This window comes from Paenibacillus ehimensis NBRC 15659, from assembly GCF_004000785.1.
Classification (GTDB): Bacteria; Bacillota; Bacilli; order Paenibacillales; family NBRC-103111; genus Paenibacillus_G; species Paenibacillus_G ehimensis.
The window spans coordinates 45910-69885 of record NZ_BILX01000020.1; the positions used below are offsets into that span (position 1 = coordinate 45910).

At 57.2% G+C, this 23976-nt stretch carries 23 protein-coding genes; 9 read left to right on the top strand and 14 right to left on the bottom strand.

The features are described from left to right. Positions 1-143: 143 nt before the first annotated feature. From PEH01S_RS13910 to PEH01S_RS13930, 5 genes are all read left to right on the top strand, one after another. On the top strand, positions 144-1766 hold the full coding sequence (locus PEH01S_RS13910) for an FAD-dependent oxidoreductase (RefSeq protein WP_127486112.1): 1623 nt from the start codon (positions 144-146) through the stop codon (positions 1764-1766). 167 nt (positions 1767-1933) lie between these two features. Then, positions 1934-2380, top strand: coding sequence for a MarR family winged helix-turn-helix transcriptional regulator (locus PEH01S_RS13915; RefSeq protein ID WP_127486114.1), 447 nt, complete (start codon positions 1934-1936; stop codon positions 2378-2380). A 57-nt stretch (positions 2381-2437) separates the two neighbouring features. Further along, positions 2438-3919: an MDR family MFS transporter gene (locus PEH01S_RS13920; protein ID WP_127486117.1), complete on the top strand. Its 1482-nt coding sequence runs from the start codon at positions 2438-2440 to the stop codon at positions 3917-3919. Positions 3920-4130: 211 nt separating this feature from the next. Further along, a complete protein-coding gene (locus tag PEH01S_RS13925; RefSeq protein ID WP_127486119.1) occupies positions 4131-6110 on the top strand; it encodes an AraC family transcriptional regulator in 1980 nt (659 codons plus the stop codon). Positions 6111-6114: 4 nt separating this feature from the next. Beyond that, on the top strand, positions 6115-6870 hold the full coding sequence (locus PEH01S_RS13930) for an IucA/IucC family C-terminal-domain containing protein (protein ID WP_127486121.1): 756 nt from the start codon (positions 6115-6117) through the stop codon (positions 6868-6870). A 54-nt stretch (positions 6871-6924) separates the two neighbouring features. Here the strand turns inward: PEH01S_RS13930 and PEH01S_RS13935 are convergent, their stop codons facing one another. The 3 genes from PEH01S_RS13935 to PEH01S_RS13945 form a co-directional block, all read right to left on the bottom strand. Continuing rightward, on the bottom strand, positions 6925-7467 hold the full coding sequence (locus tag PEH01S_RS13935; protein WP_127486123.1) for a hypothetical protein: 543 nt from the start codon (positions 7465-7467) through the stop codon (positions 6925-6927). Positions 7468-7553: 86 nt separating this feature from the next. Continuing rightward, a complete protein-coding gene (locus PEH01S_RS13940; protein WP_025845999.1) occupies positions 7554-8978 on the bottom strand; it encodes a DEAD/DEAH box helicase in 1425 nt (474 codons plus the stop codon). Positions 8979-9060: 82 nt separating this feature from the next. Further along, entirely contained in the window at positions 9061-9915 is an 855-nt protein-coding gene (locus PEH01S_RS13945) for an alpha/beta hydrolase family protein (protein ID WP_127486168.1), read from the bottom strand. An 88-nt stretch (positions 9916-10003) separates the two neighbouring features. Here PEH01S_RS13945 and PEH01S_RS13950 point away from each other — a divergent pair, with 88 nt between their 5' ends. Then, positions 10004-10282 carry a DUF2573 family protein gene (locus PEH01S_RS13950; RefSeq protein WP_025845995.1) on the top strand — a complete coding sequence of 93 codons (279 nt, stop codon included), beginning with the start codon at positions 10004-10006 and terminating at the stop codon, positions 10280-10282. A 33-nt stretch (positions 10283-10315) separates the two neighbouring features. On the opposite strand, the gene PEH01S_RS13955 is transcribed toward PEH01S_RS13950, so the two are convergent. From PEH01S_RS13955 to PEH01S_RS13995, 10 genes are all read right to left on the bottom strand, one after another. Further along, positions 10316-11092 carry an SDR family NAD(P)-dependent oxidoreductase gene (locus PEH01S_RS13955; protein WP_127486125.1) on the bottom strand — a complete coding sequence of 259 codons (777 nt, stop codon included), beginning with the start codon at positions 11090-11092 and terminating at the stop codon, positions 10316-10318. Positions 11093-11224: 132 nt separating this feature from the next. Further along, positions 11225-11683, bottom strand: a complete 459-nt coding sequence (locus tag PEH01S_RS13960) for a chemotaxis protein CheX (RefSeq protein WP_025845992.1) — start codon at positions 11681-11683, stop codon at positions 11225-11227. Positions 11684-11862: 179 nt separating this feature from the next. Further along, entirely contained in the window at positions 11863-12720 is an 858-nt protein-coding gene (locus tag PEH01S_RS13965; protein ID WP_127486127.1) for a VanW family protein, read from the bottom strand. A gap of 136 nt (positions 12721-12856) precedes the next feature. Then, a complete protein-coding gene (locus PEH01S_RS13970) occupies positions 12857-13309 on the bottom strand; it encodes an NUDIX hydrolase (protein WP_127486129.1) in 453 nt (150 codons plus the stop codon). A 94-nt stretch (positions 13310-13403) separates the two neighbouring features. Continuing rightward, positions 13404-14207, bottom strand: a complete 804-nt coding sequence (locus tag PEH01S_RS13975; RefSeq protein WP_025845989.1) for an ABC transporter permease — start codon at positions 14205-14207, stop codon at positions 13404-13406. A gap of 25 nt (positions 14208-14232) precedes the next feature. Continuing rightward, on the bottom strand, positions 14233-15036 hold the full coding sequence (locus PEH01S_RS13980) for an ABC transporter permease (RefSeq protein WP_174807134.1): 804 nt from the start codon (positions 15034-15036) through the stop codon (positions 14233-14235). Continuing rightward, complete coding sequence (locus PEH01S_RS13985; RefSeq protein WP_025845987.1) at positions 15033-16019, bottom strand: ABC transporter ATP-binding protein; 987 nt, start codon at positions 16017-16019, stop codon at positions 15033-15035. Before PEH01S_RS13985 ends, PEH01S_RS13980 begins: the two co-directional genes overlap by 4 nt. Positions 16020-16246: 227 nt before the next feature. Continuing rightward, positions 16247-18280 (bottom strand): methyl-accepting chemotaxis protein, encoded by a 2034-nt coding sequence (locus PEH01S_RS13990; protein ID WP_127486131.1) that lies wholly within the window; start codon positions 18278-18280, stop codon positions 16247-16249. Between the two features lie 271 nt (positions 18281-18551). After that, on the bottom strand, positions 18552-18716 hold the full coding sequence (locus PEH01S_RS34595) for a hypothetical protein (protein ID WP_164827833.1): 165 nt from the start codon (positions 18714-18716) through the stop codon (positions 18552-18554). Between the two features lie 103 nt (positions 18717-18819). Then, a complete protein-coding gene (locus PEH01S_RS13995) occupies positions 18820-19317 on the bottom strand; it encodes a cysteine dioxygenase (RefSeq protein WP_127486133.1) in 498 nt (165 codons plus the stop codon). 336 nt (positions 19318-19653) lie between these two features. Between PEH01S_RS13995 and PEH01S_RS14000 the strand changes: the two genes are divergently transcribed. From PEH01S_RS14000 to PEH01S_RS14010, 3 genes are all read left to right on the top strand, one after another. Beyond that, a complete protein-coding gene (locus tag PEH01S_RS14000; RefSeq protein ID WP_025845983.1) occupies positions 19654-20346 on the top strand; it encodes a response regulator transcription factor in 693 nt (230 codons plus the stop codon). Beyond that, positions 20339-22147, top strand: coding sequence for an ATP-binding protein (locus PEH01S_RS14005; protein ID WP_025845980.1), 1809 nt, complete (start codon positions 20339-20341; stop codon positions 22145-22147). Before PEH01S_RS14000 ends, PEH01S_RS14005 begins: the two co-directional genes overlap by 8 nt. Positions 22148-22283: 136 nt before the next feature. After that, positions 22284-23081, top strand: coding sequence for an HAD-IIA family hydrolase (locus PEH01S_RS14010; RefSeq protein WP_246062920.1), 798 nt, complete (start codon positions 22284-22286; stop codon positions 23079-23081). Here PEH01S_RS14010 and PEH01S_RS14015 read toward each other — a convergent pair. Then, positions 23078-23956 (bottom strand): DinB family protein, encoded by an 879-nt coding sequence (locus PEH01S_RS14015; RefSeq protein ID WP_127486137.1) that lies wholly within the window; start codon positions 23954-23956, stop codon positions 23078-23080. The two genes, PEH01S_RS14010 and PEH01S_RS14015, sit on opposite strands and share 4 nt — an antisense overlap. Positions 23957-23976 lie beyond the last annotated feature (20 nt).

Consider the following 23976-nt stretch of genomic DNA (forward strand, 5'->3'; position numbering starts at 1 on the left):
ATCGTTCGCCCTTCCGAAATTGTTTAGGGGGGTCCCTTTAGATCGTCTGCCAAAAATGTTAAACTTAACTGCATACCCCCGGGACTGTCCGTTTTCGGACCTGATCCCGGCTTCTACCATAAACGAAAGATAAGGAGAGAGAGATGAAACTAAGCGGCAAAAAGCTGACGGTTGTTCTGGCTCTGGTGGCCTTGGTCGCCTTGGCTGCGGTCTATACGTTCCTGCAGCGGAGCGCGCCGGACAAGCCGTCTCCGAACTCAACGGCAACCGCAGGCACAGACGAATCGAACGGCGGCAAGAGCACAACCGCCTCCAAGACGGACAACAAACTACCCGACATCCCGACGGAGCAAACGGATATCGTCGTGATCGGCAGCGAGCTGGAAGGGCTCTATCTGGCCCGCGCCGCGGCGGACGAAGGATTGAAGGTCAAAATATTGGACCCGCGCCATGCATTCGGCGGCCAAGTGCTGCAGGGCGAGATGCTGTTCCTGGACGAAACCCGCGACGATCAGCACCGGCTGCTGGTACAAGGCCGGGCGAAGGAGCTGTTCGACGGCTTCCGCAACGGCAAAATCCGCAAGCTGAAGGAGTTCGAGCAGTATTTTGACAAGCTGAAAAAGGACATTCCCGTGGAGCAAGGGATCAAGATCGAGAGCATCGAGCAAAATCCCGGGCAATTCGGCGGGCAGGCATTAAACGGCATCGTCTACACGACCAAGGACGGCCAAAAGAAACGGATTGCCGCCTCCTATTGGGTGGAGAACACCGATTATGCCGCAATGGTCAGCAAGCTTCAAGCGACCCGGATGCCGGGACTGGAGAAGTTCTACGGGCAAAATAACATCGAGTATATGAGCTCCGGCATGATGATGAAGTTCAAAAACGTCGATTGGGCGAAATTCCAGCAGAGCTTCAACAATATGCCGAAGGAAGAGCGCAGCGCCAAATTCGGCTGGGGCTCGGTGGACAACAGCTTCGCCATCAGCCTCGCGGGTATGACAAGCAAGTACAAGCCGACGAACGACCGCGTGTTTCTGCGCGGGCTGAATGCGGTGAGCCAGCGGGACGGCGAGGTAATCATCAACGCCTTCCTGATCTATACGGTCGATCCGTCGGACGACAAATCGGTGGCCGAGGCGATGGAGCTCGGGAAGAAGGAAATTCCTCTGATCCTGGACCATTTCCGCAAAAGCTTGCCCGGCTGGGAGAAAGCGGAGCTGAACGGATTCCCGAACTACTTGTACATCCGTGAATACAACCACTACGAGACGGATTACGTCTTGAAGCCATCGGACATGCTCGGGGCGAAAATGTTCTGGGACAACGTGAGCATCGGCGGCTACCCGCTCGACCTGCAGGGCACCAGCGCCAACAAATGGGGCATCGAGATGGGACGCCCGGACAAATACGGGATGCCGCTGCGCAGCTTCCTGCTTAAAAATTACGACAACGTCATTATGGCCGGCAAAAACGTCGGCGCCTCCGCCATCGCTTACGGCAGCGCGCGCATTCAGCCGAATACAAGCTTGGCGGCCGAATCGATCGGCGTCATTCTGGGACAAATTCAAGGCAAGAAGAAGCTTCGCGAGCTGAAGGAAGCCGACATGCCGCAGCTTCAGCAGTACCTCGCCTCGAAATACAACATCAAGGTGACCGGGGTCACCGGCAACAACAAGCTGGCCGGATGGTCGGCGGACGAAATCGCCAAGCTCGATACCGGCGAGATCGTTTATGCGTCTTATGTGAAAACGCGCAAAAAATAACAAGCAAGCCCTCCTTCGCCGGGAGCATCCGGTGCGGGAGGGCTTTGTTTGTATACTTCTTCACCTTTTGACACATCGGGCAAAACGGAGTACAATAATTTAATTCAAAGTTTGAATTATTCATAAACAAAACTATTAAGAGCTAAAACTCAAAGGGGGGAGCCGTTATGCGGGAGCAAGGGCTTCATGCGTCCACGGAGATTGAAAAGTGGACCCGGCTGGCGATGCGCCAATGGATCTCCGAAATGACCGGCCGATTGAAGCACGGACTGCCGATTCAGCAGTACTATTTGCTGGAAAGCCTTCGGGCGAACGGGACGATGCGGTGTTCGGAGCTGGCGGACACGCTGCAAATCACGCTGCCGGCCGTGACGAACCTTGCGAATAAGCTGGTGGCCGGCGGGTATGCGGAACGGGCGCATAACGAAACGGACCGGCGGGTCGTCATGGTGACCATCACGCCGAAAGGTTTGGACGCTTTGCGCGAGTTGGACGAGAAAGCGGCGGAATTGGTTGGGTGGTTCTGGCAAGGGCTGGAGCCGGACGAAACCGCCGAATTGACCCGGCTGCTCCGCAAAGCGGTCGAGTATCGAACTGTTAAGGATAAAGACTAGAGAACGGGCTTCGGCTTACCGGAGATCCCGACAGCAGAGAGAAAAGGAGAGAATATCATGGCTTCGCTTGAAAGCACCGAGAAACCCGTGCCGTTTTGGCCGGTCATGATCGGTATTTTTTTCGGCTCGTTTCTGGCGATTCTGGGAACCAGTTCCATTAATGTGGCCATTCCGATCTTAATGCAAGACTTTCATACCGATTTAAATACGGTACAGTGGACGCTGACCGGCTTCATGCTCGCGACCGGAGTCATCGCGCCGATCACCGGCTATCTGGGGGACCGGTTCAGCACCAAATATTTGTATGTCGCGGCCCTGATCGGGTTTACGTTCATGTCGGGGCTGTGCGCCGTAGCCTGGAATATTCATTCGCTGATCGTGTTCCGCATTCTGCAAGGGGCTTTCAGCGGCATGGTCATGCCTGCGACCATGACGATCATTTACCAGGTCATTCCCCGAGAGCGGCAGGCGTTCGCCATCAGCATGTGGAGCTTGGCGGCCATGCTGGCCCCGGCGCTCGGCCCGTCGCTGGCCGGCTGGCTGATTCAAACCTTCGACTGGACCTGGCTGTTTCTGATCAACCTGCCGTTCGGGATCATCGCCATCGCGCTTGCGATGAAGCTGATTCCGTATTACCGCCTGACGACGCCGAAGCCGTTCGACCTGTTCGGGTTCTTGGCCGTCATTCTCAGCAGCTCCGCTCTGCTCATCGCGTTCAGCGAAGCGCACGCCTGGGGATGGGGGTCTTGGCAGACGATATCCCTTCTGGCCTTCGGAGCGCTGACGCTGATTGTCTTCGTCCGTTACGAGCTGCGCAAAGCGGGGCCGCTGTTGAACCTAAGAGTATTCGCTTATTCACGGTATACCTACAGCCTGATTCTCAGCTGTATCATTACGATCAGCTTGTATTCCGGAACATTCCTGACGCCGGTGTTTCTGCAAAACATCCAGCATGTCTCCGCCTTCGATACGGGCTTGATTCTCCTCATCCCGTCGCTGGCGATGGCGGTCTGCATGCCGCTTACCGGCAAGCTGTATTCGCGGGTAGGTCCGATGCCGCTTATTCTGTTCGGTATCGTGCTGATCGGCGTCGGAACGCTGGCCATGGCCCATCTGAGCGTGGATGTGACGCACGGTTATATTATCCTATGGATGACCGTCCGCAACCTCGGCATCGCCTTCTCGACCATGCCCGCTTCCAATGCCGGCATGGAGGTCATCCCGCGCGAACTGTCCGGGCACGCCTCCTCGGTGAACAACTGGATCCGCCAAGGGTTCGGCTCATTCTCCATCGGCCTGTTCACTTCGATGCTCGCCTCCCGCGTTGCCGCTCACAGCATGGAGCTCGGCAAGGCCGGCGGGCTGAACGGGCAACAGTTGCAGCAGCAGGCGTTCACGTTGAGCGTCAATGACGTATACATGGTGGCTACGGTTGTCGTGCTGATCGGCTTGCCGCTGGCCTTGACGCTGGGAAGCCGGCGCGGCAAAAGACGGCAAGAAGCTGCGCCGGGTCCCGGCTTGCCGCAGAAGACGTCGTAAGCGAGCAGAAAGACGGACGGGTTGTGAAATCGAGATTATTTCATAATACGAAACGTGGAACAAGCCGATATCTGAACGATTCAGATGTCGGTTTGTTTCGTTTATAAAAGGCTCCACGCTTACTCATGCGGAGACGAAACGATTGCTATTGAGAATCGTTATCAATATAATAAACATACATAGATCGACGGATTGAAGAAGGTGAGCCGGAATGGCATTTCAAGATCATATGTTAGTGTGGAACCATGCGGCCTTGAAGGTGCTGGACGTAAGGCATGCTGTCATTCGGCCGGGAGATGGCTTGTACGGTTATCAGCTCCCGGCTAACGTATTTTTGTATTCCGCTTGCGGCAGGGCGCAACTGGTGCTTGACGAGCTGGAATACGCCGCAGACAAGTGCTTCGTGTGTCATGCCGGCAAAGGCACGTTTCTCGATATCGTTCATGTAACGGAAACGTTCGAATATTACATGGTGTACTACAGCGCCACGATGACTCTCCCATGCCGGCGGGAGCTGCTGCGGCTGTACAAGGACGACAATCCGTTTCAGCTTCAATACGGGTTCGCGCCGCAGTACCCGATTCCGCTGTTTTTGCGAATTGAGCAAATGATGCGCGAATGGCAGCGGGGCGGCCAGTTGGACAAATTTCATGTCAAAGCGCTGTTTCATCAATTCGTATACGAACTGATGAAACAGCTGCAAACGCAGGGAGGAACAGCGACGAAGCCGAATGTGGCTGCCCAGGCGATCCGCTACATCGACGAGCGCTACGCCGAGCCAGTAACGCTGCATTCATTGGCATCGTTGTTCCAATGCAGCGTGCGGCAATTACAGCGGCTGTTCAAAGCGCGACTGCAACTCGGGCCGATGGAATATTTGATGCAGGTCCGAATGCAAAACGCGAAAGCAATGCTGCGTCAGACGGACGCTCCGCTGCAGCATATTGCCGAATCCGTCGGCTATTCGGACGGCTATTATTTTAGCCGTATGTTTAAAAAGTACGTCGGCGTATCTCCGCTCCTCTATAGAGAGCAGGCTCAACCGAAGGAACACCGTCGCTTAAATCCATCCCGTCTGTCGCGATTTCCCATTGGCTCTGGAAGGCTGCGAATGTATAGTCGTATTGACGATGAAAATCATTATCAATACAAAGACGGAGGAGTACCACCCATGTACAAAAACATAAAAGCGATGCCGACGGTAGGCCTCATGCTCTGCTTGCTGCTGCTGCTCTCGGCCTGCTCTGCCGCTCCAGCCAACCAAGCCGGCCCGGGAAGCGGGGGAACGAACCAGGCCGCTTCGCAATCCGCTCCGGGAGCCGATTCGAAGCAGGCCATCAAGCCCGATAGCTCTGTAACAATCAAGCACATGAAAGGCGAATTGACGTTAGAGCGCCGACCCGAGAAAATTGCCGTCCTCGATTCCCAATTCGTAGACCAGCTGATCGCGCTGAACGAGCAGCCGGCAGGAAGCGTCATTACGACGGCTGACAAGACGCCGTTTCCGGAATATTTGAACGGCAAGCTGAAGGACGACATGAAATTATTGGGAACGAAGGACGAACCGAATCTGGAGGCCGTCATCGCAATGGCCCCCGATTTCATTATATGCACCCAGTTTCAGGAGAAAATGTACGACAGCCTGGCCAAAATCGCTCCTACCATCATGATGGACCGCAACGAGGATTGGCGCGATTCCCTGGTCACGATCGGGAAAATCGTAGGCAAGGAGAAGGAAGCGGAGAAAGTTCTAAACGACTATAACGAGAAAACCGCCAAGCTGAAAGCCGAGCTTACGGCCAAAATGGGCGGTCAGACGGTGGCCTTGATCAGGCCAAGGGACAACAACATCCGGATTCATACGACAGCGCACCGTACGGCCGCGATTTTGTACAAAGACTTGGGGCTGACGCCTCCGAAGCAGCTTGTCAACGATAAAGAAACCAGCTCGATGATTTCTTTGGAATCTTTGACAGAGCTGAATGCGGATCATTATTTTTACTTGACGGACGATCTGTTTCAAAAGCTGTCGGAGCAAATCCAAAGCACCGCGGTCTGGAAAAATCTGAATGCAGTCAAGCAAAATCATGTGTATCCGGTTAATGCTACATTGTGGATCGGATATTACGGGCCTATTGCCATGAACCTCGTTGTAGATCAGATTGCCGAAGCGCTGCTGAAAGGAACATAAGCCGATGAAACGGCTAACCTCATTTGACGCGGAGCAAAGCGATTATTTAGCGGAGGAGTTTCATCTGTCCGTAGATCGCAGGCCGGAGCCGGCGCGTTCCGTTCCTGTAACGGACTTGCTGGACGAGGCGGCTTGCGGGGCCTATCTGGACGCGGTAACGAGCTTGATTCTGTCCCCGTCCAGAATGGTTACGGCCTCGGCCTTCTCCAAACGGTATGCGTTTTTAACCATTGCCCCCGTTTTATATGCGATGACGATGTATAATAAAGGGCTGGATTTAACTATGGACCGATGTGCCGTTCCGTGGCCTGACGATACCCATGGCTCCTGGCTGCCGGGCATCATCTTAACAACAGCTCGCATTACTGAGCCAGCCGCCGGAAGACGGGCTGAATGGCGGGAAGAAACGATAAGCACTCTGTTCTCCGGTCATATTGCCCCCCTGTTCCGGTCTTTATCGAAAGCAGCCGCCGTACCGATCTCTATCTTATGGGAAAATGCAGCCGTCCGCCTGTACTCGCTGTATGAGAAACGGATAGGTGAAGGAGCCGTTAGCGGGGAGGACTTCGCTTATTTGATTCATGCCGCTCCGGCGAGACTGTTCGGGGAAACGCGGAATCCGCTGGCCCGATTTTACGGCACGGCAAGCCGCAGGGGGAATACAAGCTCGCCCGCGCGAACACGGGCAACGTGCTGCTTCTATTACGAGGTCGGCTCCTCGGATGGCAGCTACTGTTCGAATTGCCCGAAAGCTCTATAAGAGAAAGGGACTTTCTCCTTCGATTCGGAAGGAAAAAGTCCCTTTTGCTTTCACTCATAAGCGCAGCCCGAAGGTCACCCGTACCGCAGACTCTTCAAAAGCAACGCCCCGAATCGCTACATGCTTCGGCAAATAATGATTCAGATCAACCTCGATCGGCCGGAGGCTCAGCCATTCGGCCGGTACGGCAACGTCCCGGACGACGGTCCCCGTATGGACGGCCGTCAAATAAGGCTCGCTCCAGGCAAGATCGAAATTGAGCCGGGCGCCAACCTTCCAGCGGTCTTGAAGCAGCAGCGTCACGTCTGCCGCGAGCCGCTCCCCCTGGAGGAAAAACCTCGCTCCCGTCAGCTTGACGCCGGGACGCAGCTCGGATCTGCGGGCAAGCGCTTTTTTCAGCAGATCGCCCACCTCCTGCTCCGTGAGCACCGTTTCCGGCTTCCGGTGGATGACCATCGCGGCGAGCTTCTCGCGCACCGGAAGATCGTTGTACGACAAATCCAGCGCCCCTTGCGGCTGCGCGTACCATAGTGCCCCGGCGGCCAGCAGCGCGCCCACAATCACGATCGTGACGATTCCTTTGAAGAGCGATCTCATCTGACTTCCCCCTTAAAGGAGCCGGTCCCAAACCTGAGCCTGGTGCCCTCTCCCGGAATCAGACAGGCGGAACCGGCAGCTCTTCGTTACCTTTTCGGCTTACCTGACGAATCGCGCTTTTCCTTGAGCCAGCGCGGCGCTCCTTTGTTTTTGCGGTCCCGTTCCCGGTCCGCCTTGCGTTTGTCCGGGGCAGCCGGAGCGGGGGTGCGGCCCGTGCCGGCCTGCGCCGGCTTTACGCTCTTTCCTTCCGTGCGGGGAAGCTTCGGAGCACCTGCCTGGGCAATACGCGCTTCGGGGTTTTCCCTTCCCGACGGCGCTGCGTCGGTAACCCGGCGTTCCACGAGCTTCTTCGTTTCCCGGCGAATGGCCCGCTCCTGCTCCGGATCGACGATTTTTCCATGAAACATCGTCCGCCGCTTGATGTCGATACCGAGCGCTTTGGCAAATTTATCGATAATGAACTGCTCCCGCGGCGTAATGATCGACAAGGCCGTGCCTTTGCGGCCCATCCGCCCTGTCCGGCCTACGCGGTGCACGTAATGGTCCGCATCGACTGGCGGGTCAAGGTTGATCACATGCGTAACCTGCGGCAGGTCAAGCCCGCGCGCGGCTACGTCGGTCGCGAGCAGCAGCTGGAATTTCCCGGCGCGGAACGCCTGCATCGTCTTGGCCCGCTCCTGCTTGAAGGAATCGCCGTACAGGCCTTCGACGGACAGGCCGACATACTGGAGCTTCGCCACCGCTTCCCCGATGTCGTCGGTCTCGTTGACGAACACGATCGCGGCCTTCGGATTGTACAGACGGACAAGCCGGCGAAGCGTATCGATTTTGTCCCGTTCCTCACATACGAAATACAAGTGCTCCAGCGTTTCCGAGGTGCGTTGCGCCGGATTTACCCGGACGAAGACCGGATCGCGCATCCAGCGGTCGATGACGGCCTGCAGCGGCGGCGGGAACGTCGCGGAAAAAAACAGCAGCTGCCGGTCGCGCAGCATGCCTTTGAACAACGCCTCCACATCCTGCATGGACCCCAGCTCGAACACTTGATCGACCTCGTCGACGACGACCGTGCGGATCCCGTGCAGCTTCAATTTGCGGAGCTTGACCAGCTCCTGCACGCGGCCGGGCGTCCCTACCACGATCTGCGGCTTGAGCTTCAACCGGTCGATCTGGCGCTCAATGGAGGCGCCGCCGATCAGCTGCTGCACGCGGATGTCGCTATCTTTCACAAGCTGCTCCAGCGTCTGCACGATCTGCATGCCGAGCTCTCGCGTCGGCACCAGGACAAGAGCTTGTACCTCTCTTGCGCCCGTGTCTATTTTATGCAGCAGCGGCAGCGAATAAGCCAACGTTTTCCCCGTACCGGTCTGCGATTGCGCAACGATATCCTTTCCTTCAAGCGCGACGGGTATCGCTTCCGCCTGTATGTCCGACGGCTCCGTGATGTCCAGCTCCTGCAGCCGTTTGACATACTGCGGAGCGATATGTAAAGCTGCAAACCCCGTATTCATTCGATCATCCTCTCTTCCCTTGCGTTTCCTTAGTATACCAAAATATGCGGGCAATTGCCCTACCCGGCGGGAAGACAGCCGGTTACCGGCCCCGGCCCTCCGCCCGCTCCCGTTGACTTGCAATCCATCCGAACACCGCATCGAGCGCACGTTCGTCGTCCTCCTTCGGAAAGCGGTGCCCGAGCCCGTCGTACAGCTCCATCTTGTACTCCTTTCCGGCCCGCTCCAGCGCTGCTCCCAGCTTGCGCGCCTGCTCTACGCTGACCTGCGCATCCGCCGTGCCGTGCACGATCATGACGGGCACGCGGATCGCGTCGACCCAACGGACGGGCGAGCGCCGCTCGTAGCATTCGGCCTGCTTGCGGGGATGGCCGACGACCCTCTTCAGCATCCGCCTCAGATCGACGCGCTCTTCGTAGGTATCGAGCAGATCGCTCACGCCCCCCCACACGACGACCGGGCCGGCGCCCTCGCACTCTTTAGCCGCCAGCAGCGCCATCAGCGCGCCGCGCGAGAAACCGATCAGCGGAATCGGTCCGGACTGCACCTCCGGCAGCGATTGCATGAGAGTAATGGCATGATGCACGTCGAAGCGGTCTTCCCCTCCGAAGTCCTCCCGTCCCTCGCCGCCTTCGTTGCCCCGATAGAACGGCGCAAATACCGCATACCCGCGCCGCGCCATCGAAAAAATGCGGCGTTTGCGCACCATCCCGACCTTACGGATGCCTCCCCGGCAGTAAATTAAGCCGGGAACGGGCATGGCCGCATCGGGCACGGCAAGATAACCTTTCACCTGAAGTCCTTGGCTAATATATGTCAGCCGGTAAAGCGATATGCCCTTCGCCAGGCTGCGGAGAAGCTCCCTTTGAACCAGCGTGCCGTCCGCCGGAACGCCGCCGGTGGACCCGCTTTGCAGGATGTTTGTATCGGTAGGTATAGGCATGTTCGGTTCACTCCATTTTTTGACACAAAGTCGTTCCGGCGTTACACTAAGATGTATTATGACCGGAAAGGTGGATTTTCAAATGAATTCCCGTTTTGCCGCCGAATTCGAAGGACTGGTTGAGAAATATGCCGAGCTGCTGACCGGCGACGCTTCTGCCGAAACGGTGGAAAAAATAAAGGTTTGGGCGATCTACAACCATATCCACAAAACGATGCCAGCTCTTGCAAGCCATTGGAATCAGCAGCATCCCGAGGGCAAAGCCGACGTCCGCAAGCTGTTCGAAGAGGTTCGCGACCGCAACCAGAAGCTGAAAGCCGCAAATCAACAGCAGGAAGCGAAGCCGGAGCCGGAAGCCTGATCGCGTGCCTTCGCCTTACCTCCCGGCTTGCGGCTATTTTTTGTTGAGCAGTTTATAAGCGATTCCGTCGAACAGCCGCGGAAACAATTGATACAGCTTCACCCCGGCGGCCGCCATGAACGGCAGGTTCACCTCGGGCGTCCCCCGCTCGATGGCTTCCAGCACAGCCCGGGCGACACGCTCCGGCTTCAGCATAAACCACTGGACGTTCTTCACATAATTCCCCGAAGGGTCGGCCCGGTCAAAAAACGGCGTATCGATCGGCCCGGGATTGACGGCCGTCAGACGAACGCCGGTGCCGACAAGCTCCTGCCGCAGACAGTTGGTCAAGCCGAGCACGGCATGCTTGGTGGCGGAGTAGGCGCTCGATTTGGCCGAGCCGATCTTCCCGGCCATGGAGGCGATGTTGACGATATGGCCGCTCCCCTGCTTCAGCATGGAAGGCAGCACCGCTTTCGTACAGCGGACCGTCCCCATATAATTCACGTCCATCATGCTCTCGAATTCACTTAAAGGCGCCGTCACGAACGGATCGAACACGCCGTAGCCCGCATTGTTGATCAGAATGTCGATCCGCCCGTATTCGGCGATCACCCGCTCCATCGTTGCCGTTACTTGCTCCGCCGACGTTACATCGAGCCGGTATATGCCGTGCTTGCCCTCTATTTTAGCGGACGCCTCCGCCAGCTTTTGCTCCGATCGCGCCATCAGTACAGGAACGGCTCCGCGCTGCGCCAGCATCTGCGCCATCAACGCGCCGATCCCGCTGGACGCTCCCGTGATTACCGCGATTTTTCCATGAACATCCATCCTCCGGTTCCCCCTGTCTTCTATCGAACAAAAAAAGCGAAGCGCTCCCGGCGTTATCGGAACCGGAGAAGCGTTCGCTTACAGCTTACACGTAATGGACTTGTCATTTCAACTACAGGGCATGCCGCTTGCTTAAGCGATCAGCACTTGAATATCCAGCTCACCGATGCCTTCCATAATCAGCGGGATCGTCAGCGCCTTTTGCGCGTTGAAGCCGGCCGCATGCGCGGAATGAAGCAGCTTGGGCGGCGTAATATCGACGCGGACCCCTTGATTGAACAGCATCGTGCTCGCATTGCCGCTGATCATATTGCTGAGCTCGGAAATGGCGCTTTTGCCAATGTCGTCCATTTCGGTGATCGAAAAACCGCCCATCATGGCGGACACGACCTTGAGCGCTACTTCCTCGTGCAATCCGAAGACGATGTCCCCTTCCATTTGCCCGGTCATGCCGATTTGAATCCAAATGTATTTTTCAACAAACTTCACGTCTTTGATGCCGAGCTGTCCGGTGGTCGGTCGTACATTGGCGACTTGTTCGATGACGATTCTGGCCGACTCCAAAAACGGGTTGATAAGCTCTGCCTTCATAAGATGACCGGTCTCCTTTTTTCGACAATATGCCGCAGATCCATAGGACTTTTTTGTTATTTCATTATACCTAAATTCATGGTGCAAGTATAGAACTTTTGTCGCGTTTTGTGTGAAATATAACAAAAAGGACAGGATTGAAGCACCTTTCAAAGAAACCGTCTGATTCTTTATACATGCTACAAGCTGCCCCGCCCGGGGATTTCGCCGACGCCGGCTTGCTCCGGCAAGCAGGGCTCATACATCATGATGGCGTGGTTCTCTGCAACGAACTGTTCGTCCAGCCAGTGTCCTTCCGAATCGAACCGGTTGCGGCATATGACGTTATGACGAACATATCCGCCGCACCATTCCTGGGTAATCCAGTGCTTGGTTTCGGTAATCTCGTAACGGCACGATGCCGGACTGTCGGCCCGCCATTCTCCGACCAGATCGGTGTCCGTCAGCCATACCCGGAGCTGATAGCTCATCTCCGTGCGGTTCTCGATCTGCAAATCCAAATAATTGTAAAAGCAAGTCGCCCCCGTTCCGAAAGGCTGCTTTCGTCCTGCATCGGGAAAGACGTCGTAGCCGTGCCGGTATCTCTCCGTCACGGTAAGCGGCGTATGCAGCGTCATCCAGTAGATCAGATTGGAAAGCTGGCATAAACCGCCTCCCACCCCGGCCCGAACCGTGCCGTGATGCAGCACCATACCGTCCACATAGCCTTGACGGCGGGTCGGTTTGCCGATCGTCCTCCAGTACGAGAACGTTTCGCCCGGCTGAAGGACCAGACCGTCCAGCCGCTTCGCGGCGAGCCTCAAGTTGATCATTTTGTTGTATTGAAGCTGCATCTCCACATTCCGAAGCTGTCGAAGCAGCGGCGTCCGGTGGGTAAAATGAACGTGCCGCAGCGGTTCTTCCCGGCGCACTCGCGCAAAGCGTTTGTTTCCGAGCATCCAGCTCACGCGGCGGCGCAGCCGGTAGTACGCAATGCCCGCCGCGGTCCGCCATCGGCTGCGGCGCTTCGGCTTCGGCACCGACGATGGACCGAACATCCGTCCTCCCCCTCCCTTCCTTCATTCTAGCAAAATCCCGATCGCGTTACTACGACGAATCGACACATGCGTCGAATTTTCGTCTAAGATGGCAAAAGGCGGCTGAGCTCCCGAACGGGCCTCTCCGCCGCCTGCATTATTGCTGCCAACCGTAGCTGTCGTAAAATACGCCCGCCAGCACGTTCTCAACCGCCTGGCGCACATGGGGAATCATATCTCCCGGAAGACCGTCCAGCGGATACCACGCCATTTCGGAGCATTTGTCCGGTTCCCGGTTGTACGGCTCCCCCTCCCAGCGCTTCACGGTCAGAAAAAAATCGATCCATTCGCCCGTATCCGAAAGCCGGTGCATGACGCTCGCCACTTCCAGATCGGCCGGGTCCACCCGGACGCCGCTTTCCTCCCACGCTTCACGCGCAGCCGCCCGCTTCACCTCTTCGTTCCCGTCTATTTTACCGGCCACCAGACTCAGCTTGCCATCCTCGTAGCCGGTATTGGTTCGGCGAAGCAGCAGCAGCTTGTTCTCCCGCACAAGGAGCAGATACACGGCGCTGTGTACCCGAAACCACTCTTTTTCGGTCGTACTCATAAGCTGTCCTCCGCAATCATTTATCATGGGGTCGATGCCTAAAATCAAGCTTCTCCGTTCGTTCCAGAACCATTATACACCCTTCGGACAGCTTTCACATCCGCAGCCCCATCGCATTGCCGGAGCTGTACCGCCGAAGGCCGCGGTGAAAGAACCATAGACCGGCCGCAGTCACGAGCGCCGTCATGCCGAGCGCCTGCAGCGTAAACGCAAGATCCGCTTCCCGCAGCAGTCCGATCGGCAAATAGCTGATGAACCCGGCGGGGATGACCGTAAACAGAAGCAGCCGGCCCCAGCCGCTGAAAATGCCCGTCGGGTAGGTGGAAAAGGCAAGAATCGCATTGAACATCTGCTGGCCGATCCCTTCGGCTTGCCCGATATAGAAGGCGAGCGACTGCGTCGTCACCACGAAGAACAGAAAAATCAGCATCGCGATGAGCAGCGCCAGCGCGAATTTGAGCAGGCCGAGCGGCGAGCGGTCCCCGAACAGCCCATACAGCAGCAGGGCGAACAGCACGTCCCCAATCGCGGAGACGGACATCCGGCTGACCAGAATATGAAGCAGCACCGGCTTCGGCTGCGTCAGGTACAGATCGAGCTGACCGCCCGCAACCAGCGAAGCCAGCCGGTACGCGTTGCCGAACAGCACGGCGGACAAGCCGAAGCCGCCCGCGCTCACCGCCCACATCATCATCACGTCGTGAAGCTCCCAGCCGTTGACGACCGGAAACCGCCGAAAATAAAGACCCCAGAAAAAAATCCAGACGGCATTGTTTACCATCATCATACCCGCAGTCATTAGAAAGCTCAGCCGGAATTCCATCGCGCCGGCCAAATTGAGCTTCCAGCACGTCCATACGAACCGCAGCAGCGGCGCCAGTTTCCAATTCTGCCGCATTTCGTTCCCCTCCCTTCCTGGCGGCTCAGCCGCCGTTGACGTTCAGCTTGCGGACGCCCAGCCGGTAGACGAGCCAGACGACCAGCGCCAATACGGCCGCCCACGTCCACTGTACTGCCAGCATCGGAGCGAGATGGATTTCCTCCCAGCGGACGGCGGTTTTGGCCGGGAAATACAAGACCGCCTGAAACGGCAGCCAGCGGCACACCTGCTGCAGCGCTTCGGGAAACAGCTCGAGCGGCATCAGCATGCCGCCGATCGTAAACAGCAGCTTATGGTACACGAACTCCAGTCCCCGCGTCTCCTCGACCCAGAACGCACACAGCGACAGCGCCATATTGAGCATAAAGTTGACGGTCATCGCGCCGAGGCTCATGACGAAAAATCCGAGCCAGCCCCAGCCGAACGACGGAGGACCGAAAAAGGCGAGGCCAAGCGCGCAGCCAACGGCGAGGTTCACAAGCAGCCGTACCGTTACTTCGCTCACGTAAGCCATATAATGGTAGCCGATATAGCTGAACGGCCGCGTCAGCTTGTAGCCGACATCGCCGCTTTTCACTTCTTCCTCCACGCGGGTGCACAGGCTGGGAAACGCCATGGTCAGCGCCTCGGCGAATAAAATATACCAAATGATCTGCCCGAAGCTGTAGCCTTCGATGAGCTGCGACCCTTCCCCGCGGTACGTCGTCTGCCACAATTGAATGAAAATGTACATGATGATGATCAGGAAAATCGAGCGGATTAAAAAGTCGAGTACGTAAGCAAAATGATTCCGCAGGCTGATTCGCCCGATCGCGCCGTATTTCAGCAGCTTCGGCCCCAGATTCATACGCTTCCCTCCCGCTCATAAATATGCGTAATGATGCTCTCCATGGAAGGATCTTCGATCGTGATGTCCGAAACCCGGTACGCCGCGACGAGGCGGGAAAGCACCTCCTGGGCAGCGATCGCCGACGTATCGACGGAAAGCGCCAGCTCCTGGTCCGTTTGCGCCAGCACTTCTACGCCCTCATGCCGGAACGGCGGGCCCGGCTCCAGCAGCTTGAGCCGGATCGTCTTGCCGGTCAGCAGCTCCCGCTTCATCGCCTCGACCGTATCGTCAAAGATCATCTGCCCGTGGTTGATGACCACGGCCCGCCGGCACAGCTGCTCGATATCTCCTGCATCGTGGGAGGTCAGGAACACGGTCGTCCCTTCCTCCCGGTTCATGAACCGGATCAGCTCGCGTATGCTTTGCTTGACCACCACGTCCAGCCCGATCGTCGGCTCGTCAAGGAACAGGATTTGCGGCCGGTGCAGCATCGCCGCCGCAATCTCGCAGCGCATCCGCTCGCCGAGCGACAGCTTCCGCACGGGAGTATGCAAGTACGGCTCCAGCTCGAAGCGGCGGACGAGATCGTCCCGCCGGGCGAGATAATCGCTGCGCTTCAATTCGTAAATGCGGCTCATCAGCTCGAACGAGTCGGCGGGGGGAAGATGGTACCAAAGCTGCGATTTCTGCCCGAAGACGGAGCCGATCCGGTAAGCCAGTTTGCCGCGCTCCTTCCACGGACAGAAGCCGAGTACCTCCGCGTATCCGCCGGACGGATGCAGAATGCCGGTCAGCATCTTGATCGTGGTCGATTTGCCGGCGCCGTTCGGTCCGAGAAACGCCAGCGTCTCCCCCTGCGGGACGGTCAGGTCGATGCCTTGCACCGCCGTCTTCTCGCTGTACTGCGGGCGCAGCAGCGAACGCACCCCGGCCTTGAAGCCTTCCTCCTTCCGTTTCACGGCGAACCGTTTCGTCAGCCCTTCGGCCCGTATCGCATTCATGTTCCTCCTTCTCCTTTCCTCTGCTAAAGCAGAAAAGACCCCGTGCCGTTTCGCCTTGTCGGCGGAACTTGCACGAGGTCTTTTATCCCTACGGTGTAGCGCGGCTCTATCGGTGGCGCGCCGGCTCCGCTTGGTTCGCCCGGCCGCTTGGCCGTCGGATCCCTAGAAGCCCTTCCACGTTTAATTGTTATATACTACCACGTGATGTAAGGAATGACAAGATGCATTTAGACTTTAAATTTCGCGACGGTTTCTTGAAGCTCTTCCGCCATTTTGCTCAGCAGCGCGGAGGAAGATGCGATTTCTTCCATAGAAGCAAGCTGCTCTTCCGTGCTTGCCGCCACTTGTTCGATGCACGCCGCGGTATCTTCGGAAATATGCGATACGGCATCGACGGCGTTCAAGACATTTTCGGAATTTGCGGCCATTCCTTGCGTCGCTTGCGACACCTGAGCGATTTGAACGGTTACGCTGTCCAGCGAACTCAGGATTTGCTCAAACGACTTGCCTGCAATGTCCGCCTTAAGCATACCCTGCTCCACTTCTTGCGTCACCGTTTCCATGCTGGCCGCAGTCATGTCCGTATCCTTTTGAATCGCGGCGATCAATTGCGAAATCTGCTTGGCCGAAGCGCTGGACTGCTCCGCCAATTTCTTGATTTCGGCGGCGACAACCGCAAAGCCTTTTCCCTGCTCTCCGGCCCTGGCGGCTTCGATGGAGGCATTGAGCGCAAGCAGGTTGGTCTGGGAAGCAATCTCCGCAATCACGGTTGTGAAGGATACAATTTGCTTGGAACGGTCCCCGAGCCCCGCCACATCGTCGGACAGCGTCTTCACTTTTTGCCCGATCGCATTCATTTGATCGATTGCGGTCCGGATCGCTTCCGTACCGTCTTGTGCCGTCTCTTGCGTATGCTGTGCCGAAGCGGAAACCGCATCGGTGTTATGGGAGATGGCCTGCAGTTGGGATGCCATATCGTTCATCTCCCGGTTCGTTTCGCCGATTTGGACCACTTGCTGCGCCGAGCCGTTTGCGATTTCTTGAACCGCCTGAGCGACCTGCTTGCCCGCTTCCGTAATTTGCTCCGAGCTGGCCGACAGCTGTTCGGCGGACGCGGCAAGCTGCATCGCATTGTCATTCACTTTGTAGATCAAGGCCCGCAGCGACGAAGCCATTTTATTAAAGTTCGAGCTTAATGCTCCCAACTCGTCGGCACGGGTGATGTCGATTTGTTTCGTCAAATCGCCTTCGCTGATCAATAGCGAAGCTTCATTAATTTTCCGCAGCGGCTTCAGAATCGAGAAAATAATTGCAGCTACCATCAAGGAGCCGATCAATGTAGACAAAAGCAGCACAATGAGCGTGGATTTCAAAATCGGAGAAGCCGCTTCGGCAATTTCCGCTTCATACATGGTGCCGGCGATTTTCCAACCCGAAGAGGCATTGGTGGAAAACATCATTTTCTTCAATGCGCCGTCCAGCTTGTACTGAAAATATCCTGTCTCGGTTTTATACAAGTTGCTCGCCATCTCGTCCTCGGCCATCTGACTTCCGATTTCGCCGGTAGGATGGTATACGTATTTCCGGTCCTTGTCCGAGATGAACACATACCCTTCTTTTCCGATACTTACCGTACGGGTAATTTCGGCAAGCTTTTTGGTCGAGATCGACATGGCTGCGACGCCCCGGCCGTCAGCCGTTTCTTTCGCAACGGTGAACACCAGGTTCCCCGTAGCCGAGGAGACATAGGGAGAAGTGATGATGATCTTGCCCTTGTTCTCTACCGCTTGCTTAAACCAGGCACGCTCGCGAGGATCGTAATCGGCGGCAATTTTGGTCACGTCGGCGGAATCCATATACAAGCCGTTCTTGGTTCCGACGAAAACCATGTCGGCATCCTTTTCGATTTCTCTGTACATCAGAAGCTGATGACGCACCGAGTCCTGCACCCCGATATTGGAGTTGTCCGCCGCTTTTACGGCGCTTAAGTCAACGGTGCGTGACAGAACGTCGACCTGCTGCTTCTTGGCCTCGAAGAAATCGTTCAATAAAGCATCTATCAGCTTGACGGCTTCCTTCGACGACTGGACCATTTGACTGTCCACGTTTTGCCTTGCCGTTTGATACGAGACGTACGAGAGCAGAACCGTGGGAATAAGCAGTATAACCGCGAAAGTGAAGATGAGTTTGTTTTTAATCGTAAAAAATACTTTGTCGTTCGTAGACCTTTTCCATTTGCTCCAAATCTGCGACCTATTCATTTTTCTGCCCGCCCTTAGATGAAATTTATTGAATCCTGGTACAATACCCCCTTATATTTAATTCGACATATGACAACCAACTTTTTAACGGTATTTTTTGACAATCAATTAGGCGGCAGTAGGCTAACGCGGCGCACCGGCCATTACAGCCACCGGGCCGGTTCCTTCTTAGCGCGGATAGCGGAAGCATGGCGTGTCCAGGGAGTTCATCCATACTTCTTATGTATCACGTTGCCGCCGGGATTTTGCTCCGCGATCGTACGGTGCAGCTTCAAGCCGAACGCATGGCCGCCTGCACGATCCGTGCATCCAAGTCCGCAGGATCGTGCTTTCCGAGGCTGACGCCGCCCCCGGCACTGGCGGTTTTGCAAGCCAAGCATAGCAGCGCGCTTGTCAACAGCAGCATTTTTTTCATGGCGGCTCCGGTTTTCAGCATCCTTTCAGCCCCTTCCGTCATCATGCGGAAATGGACGCTGCTGCCGCTCCGAATGGCTCACCCGCGCTGCAGCTCGACCAATTATCGCTCTCCAGTCTAAAGATTAGATGACGTAATCCAGCACCTGCTCGTAGGGAAAATACGATTTCCCGGCAGGCGCGGGAGCATACAGATGGAAAGCCACCGCGCGCTGCGGGCCGGAATTGCGCAGCTGATGAATCTGTTTTTTCGGCGCGTAGTAGTAGCTTCCTTCTTCAATTTCGACCTCCCCGGATAAGCAAGGGTATCCGTAGCCGTCCAGCCGGAACATCCGGTTCGTGAGCTTGCCTTCGAGCAGCCGCGCGCAGCCGACGGATACGCCGTGATCGTGAATATACGTTTCGGTACCGGGAGGGAGATGGATCAGCACCGCTTCGGCGGCATCGGTCCGGCACAGGCATGTTCTCCCGTAAGGCAAGTCTGCAGGCTCCGCAATGAAGGGCGACAAGGCTTCAAGCGACAAATCCATGCCTCTCATGATCGCTTGAAGCTGCTTGGGCGAGGTTCTGCGCAAAGGCGGCAGCGTGTTCAGAACCCGTTCGATGGTTTCGATCCGGTTCATGGGCTTCCTCCGTTCATAACATTCTTTTACCGCTTTAATAAGTTCAGCTTATAATCCAATATATTCCTCTTATAACCAAAAAGTTACCTTTTCGTACAAAGCGGCGGCAATTTCCTCTTTTCCTTAAGAATGTTTTAAGGTTTTGAATCGTTCGTCGTTAAGATTTGCCGGTTATACTAGGCTACAGTCAACGTTAGGAAAGGGGAGTGGGCTGCATGCCGTTTGTCAAGGCTATCCCGGCGTGATATGCTTTTTTTGTCGTCGGCGCTGCCCGGAAAGCACGCCGACCCCACTCCGAAGCACCCGTGATTTTGGAACGAAAAGGAGGTCGGCCCCGTGGCGCAGCCTACCATATTGCTCGTCGACGACGAGAAAGAAATTATCGATTTGCTGGAAATTTATTTGAAAAACGAAGGTTACCGCCTGCTGCGCGCAGGCAATGGCATCGAAGCGTTACACGTGCTGCAAAAGGAAGACGTCGATCTGATTGTGCTCGACATCATGATGCCGAAGATGGACGGCATCGAAGCCTGTCTGAAAATACGCGAACAGAAGCATATGCCGATCATCATGCTGTCCGCCAAAAGCCAGGACATGGACAAAATTCTCGGCCTGAGCACCGGCGCGGACGATTACGTGACCAAGCCGTTCAATCCGCTTGAGCTGGTCGCCCGGATCAAGTCGCAGCTTCGCCGCTACACCCGGCTCAATGTGCAGCGGCCGAATAAGGAACACGAGCTGGAAATCGATGAGCTGACGATCAATACCGCGACGCACGAGGTTAAGCTGGACGGGCGGGATATCAAGCTGACACCGCGCGAATTTGCCATTCTGGAGCTGCTGGCCCGTCACCGCGGTACCGTTTGGAGCATCGAGAAAATTTACGAAGCCGTATGGAAGGAAGCGTATTTCGATTCGGACAATACCGTAATGGTTCATATCCGGAAAATTCGGGAGAAAATCGAGGAAAATCCGCGAAAACCGAAGTTTATTAAAACGGTTTGGGGAGTGGGATATAAAGTTGAGTAAAAAAGAGAAGATCAAACGGCCGCGCAAGCCCGTGCTTGACCGCTTCCCGTTCACCTGGTTCCCCTTCAATTTGCTGCGGGGCATGATCCTGTTCCTCCAAGACCTGTACAGAATGGGGCGTACCCAAGTGCAGCGCAGCATCCGGCTGCAGCTGATGCTGACCTTTGCCTTCTGTCTCGGCGTGTCGCTGATATTCTACGCCATCAGCTCGGCTCTGTTCGGCGCCGTCAACAAGAGTACGGTCATCGATTACAGCCAAGGGATGGAAAGCATCGATCGTGAAGCCCGTTCGCTTGCGGACCGGTTCCTTACGCCTTCGCGGTACAGCGGCAGCGAAGACGAGACAAGCGACGAATCCTCCGGCTCTGATCCGAATGCAGCAGTCGAATCCGGAAAACAGCAAGCGGCCGTGCCTCCGGGCTCCGCAGCAGGCGGGGGAACGCTGACGCCCAATGCCGGTGCAGCGGTTCCTGTCCCTGGCGTAAACGGCCAAGAGTCCGGCGGCGTGCCCGCGGCCCCGGCAGCCCCTCCGCAAGTTGTGCCGCAGCCGAATCCGCCGAATAGCCGGCAGGGAGAGAAAGTGGAAGACGCAGCCGTGCAGCGCAAAAATTTTGAGAATACGGTCAAACGGCTCGCCACCTACAACAAGCTCAAAATCGTCATTACGGATCTGGAAGGCAAAGTCGTCTTCCGCAGCGAGAATGCGCCGGAAACGTACGTCGACGTGCACAGCGTCATCCGCAACGCGATGGAAACGCGCAACCGGGAATCCGACTCCCGTTCGGAGTTTTCCAGCTTTTATCCGGTGACCTATAACAATCAGAAGGCATACTTAATCGTCAGCGGCATCCCTCAGCCGAACATCAGCTACCATAAGGGCGAGAACCCGCTTTCCATCTTGGCATCGCTTGCCGTCTTCATCTTTCTGTTTTACTTTTTAACGCAGCGGAAAATGAGATATATCGAGGAGCTTGCGAGCGGGCTTCGGATTATCGCTACAGGCAATCTGGACCACCGGGTCGTCGAGCGTTCTCAGGACGAGCTCGGATCGCTGGCGAGGGACATGAACTTTATGGTGACGGATCTGCAGCGCAGAATCGAAGAGGAACGGCGCGCCGAGCAGCTCAAGAACGAGCTGATCACGAACGTTTCGCACGATTTGCGCACGCCGCTGACGCTCATCATGGGGTACTTGCGGCTGCTGCACGACAAAAATTTCGAAACGCCCGAGCAGGCCGCCGGATATGTCAGTATCGCTTATAGCAAATCGGAGAAGCTGAAAGGATTAATCGATGATCTGTTCGAGTTTACGAAGCTCTCCAATCATGACGTTCCGCTGCACAAGAAGGGCGTCGTCATTAACGAGGTGCTGGAGCAGCTGCTGGAGGAATATGTGACCCTCAGCGAGGAGCAGCAGCTCACGCTGATCCGCAGTCTCCCGCAGGAGCGGCTGCCGGTGCGCATCGACGTGGACAAAATGATCCGCGTGTTCGAAAACCTGCTCGGCAACGCGATCAAGTACAGCCCCAAGCCCGGCGTGATCACCTTCGGCATGATCCGCGAGAACGGGCACGCGATCATCCGTATCTCCAACAAAGCGGACGCTTTGACCCGCGATGAGCTGGAGCAGCTGTTCGACCGCTTTTACCGGGTCGATAAAGCCCGGACGTCCGAGACCGGAGGCTCGGGACTGGGTCTTGCGATCGCAAGAAGCATCGTCGAATCGCACGAAGGCAGCATTTGGGCCGAGTCGGAGAACGGCGAAATCCATTTTTACGTGAAGCTGAAGCTGGCATCTTAGATGCCGGCTTTTTGGCTTGAGCGTTGCAGATAAAGCGGCCGTTCGCCTCGGAAGGCTATACGCGGTATAATGGAGCGGACAACGCGGCAACGATGCGGCCCGTACGGAACGCATCGCAAGAATGGAGAATCGGATCATGAGACATGGATTTTTGCTGGATTTGGACGGAACGCTGTACCATGGAGACCGCCCGATCCCTTATGCGGCGGAATTTATCCGCTGGCTGCGGGAGAAAGGACACCCGTTCTTATATGTGACCAACAATTCGTCGCGGACGCCCGAGCAAGTTGCGGCGCACCTCATCCAGACCGGGATTGAAGCCAGGCCGGAGGAAGTGCTCACGTCCTCGCAAGCGGCGGTGATGTATTTGCAGGAAACCGGCGCCCGGACCGGACGCGTGCTCTGTATCGGCGAGCAAGGGCTGAAAACGGCCCTCGAGGACGGCGGCTTCGAGCCGGTCGCGGAGGACGCCCCGGAGGGAACCGTCGCGGCGGTCGTCCAAGGCATCGACCGTACGTTCCATTACGGCAAGCTGCTTGCAGCCGTCCGCCACATCCGCGGCGGAGCTCCGTACATCCTGACGAATCCCGATCATCTGCTGCCGTGGAACGGCGAGCTGACACCGGGAGCCGGCTCCATCGCGGCTTCGATCGAACGGGCTGGCGAAACGCCGCCCGTTGTCATCGGGAAGCCTTCGCCGATCATTATGCGCTACGCCGTCGCCAAGCTGGGACTGGCCCCTGCGGAGATTTGGACGGTCGGGGACAACCTGAACACCGATATCCGCGGCGGGGCCGACGCAGGCTGCCGGACGGCGCTTGTGCTCACCGGACTGGCCAACGCCGCCAATGTGGACGAGCAGATGGCCCGGACGGGCGTGCGTCCCGAGCGGATCTGCGCGCATCTGATGGAGCTGGCGGAAAGCCTCGGCTAATCGACCGCATGCTGCTTCCGGATTTCGCCGATCCGGCGAATGTGGACGTTCGCGTGGCCGGCCATCATTTTCATCAGGCGGCCGGCCGTCTCTTCCCTGCCGGAGGCGATGACGCTGCGCGCCAGCGCTCCCGGCGTATGCTCGCATACGCAGAGCACGTGCTCGCGGAGCAGCCGAAACAGCGCGGCCTCGGCGCGGACCGGCCGCGCGGCGTATCGCATGCCCGCGGCCCACGCGTCCTGCGAGAAGCCGTTGCCGTTGTAGACGCGTCCGCGCTCCGGCCCGGCCAAAGCGAACTTGAGCTTGTGCAGCGCCGCAAGCTCCAGATCCACCACATGGAGCACCTGCTCGCGGATGCTCCATGTGCCGGGCGCCCGGGCCAGATCGAGCCCGGCCTCGCCAAGCCCCGCCAGCGCGGCCTCCAGCCGGTCCGGCCCCGCTGCGAACAAAGCGAGCGTTTCCTCATCGCTCGGAAACAGCTCCTGCCAGTACGCCGCGCGGTAGCCCTCCGGCGTCGTGATCGTGACGGTCCGCCAGCAGCCCGGCTCCGTCTCGTCCAACCAGCGCCCGCCCGCTGCCGCGGCGCGATGCTGGAGCCGCTCCAGCGCCTCGCCGGCCGGCGCTGTCACATAGAACCGGCCGCCGGGCGACAGCTCCCGGCAGCCCGGGGCTTGCAGGCGGCGGAGCGCCTCCGCCGCCGTGCCTTCCGCGGCGAGCAGCGCTGCATCGCCGCCCAGCAGACGCAGCAGCGCATAGCCCGCTGCCGCGCGCAGCTCCAGGCGCTCCCAGCCGAGCGCCTCCTCGTAAAAGCGCAGCGCCGCCGTCACCTCCGGCACGCGCAGCAGCAGCTTCGCTTGAACCGTGCTGGTCTCCATTCGCTTTCCCCCTTTGCGGA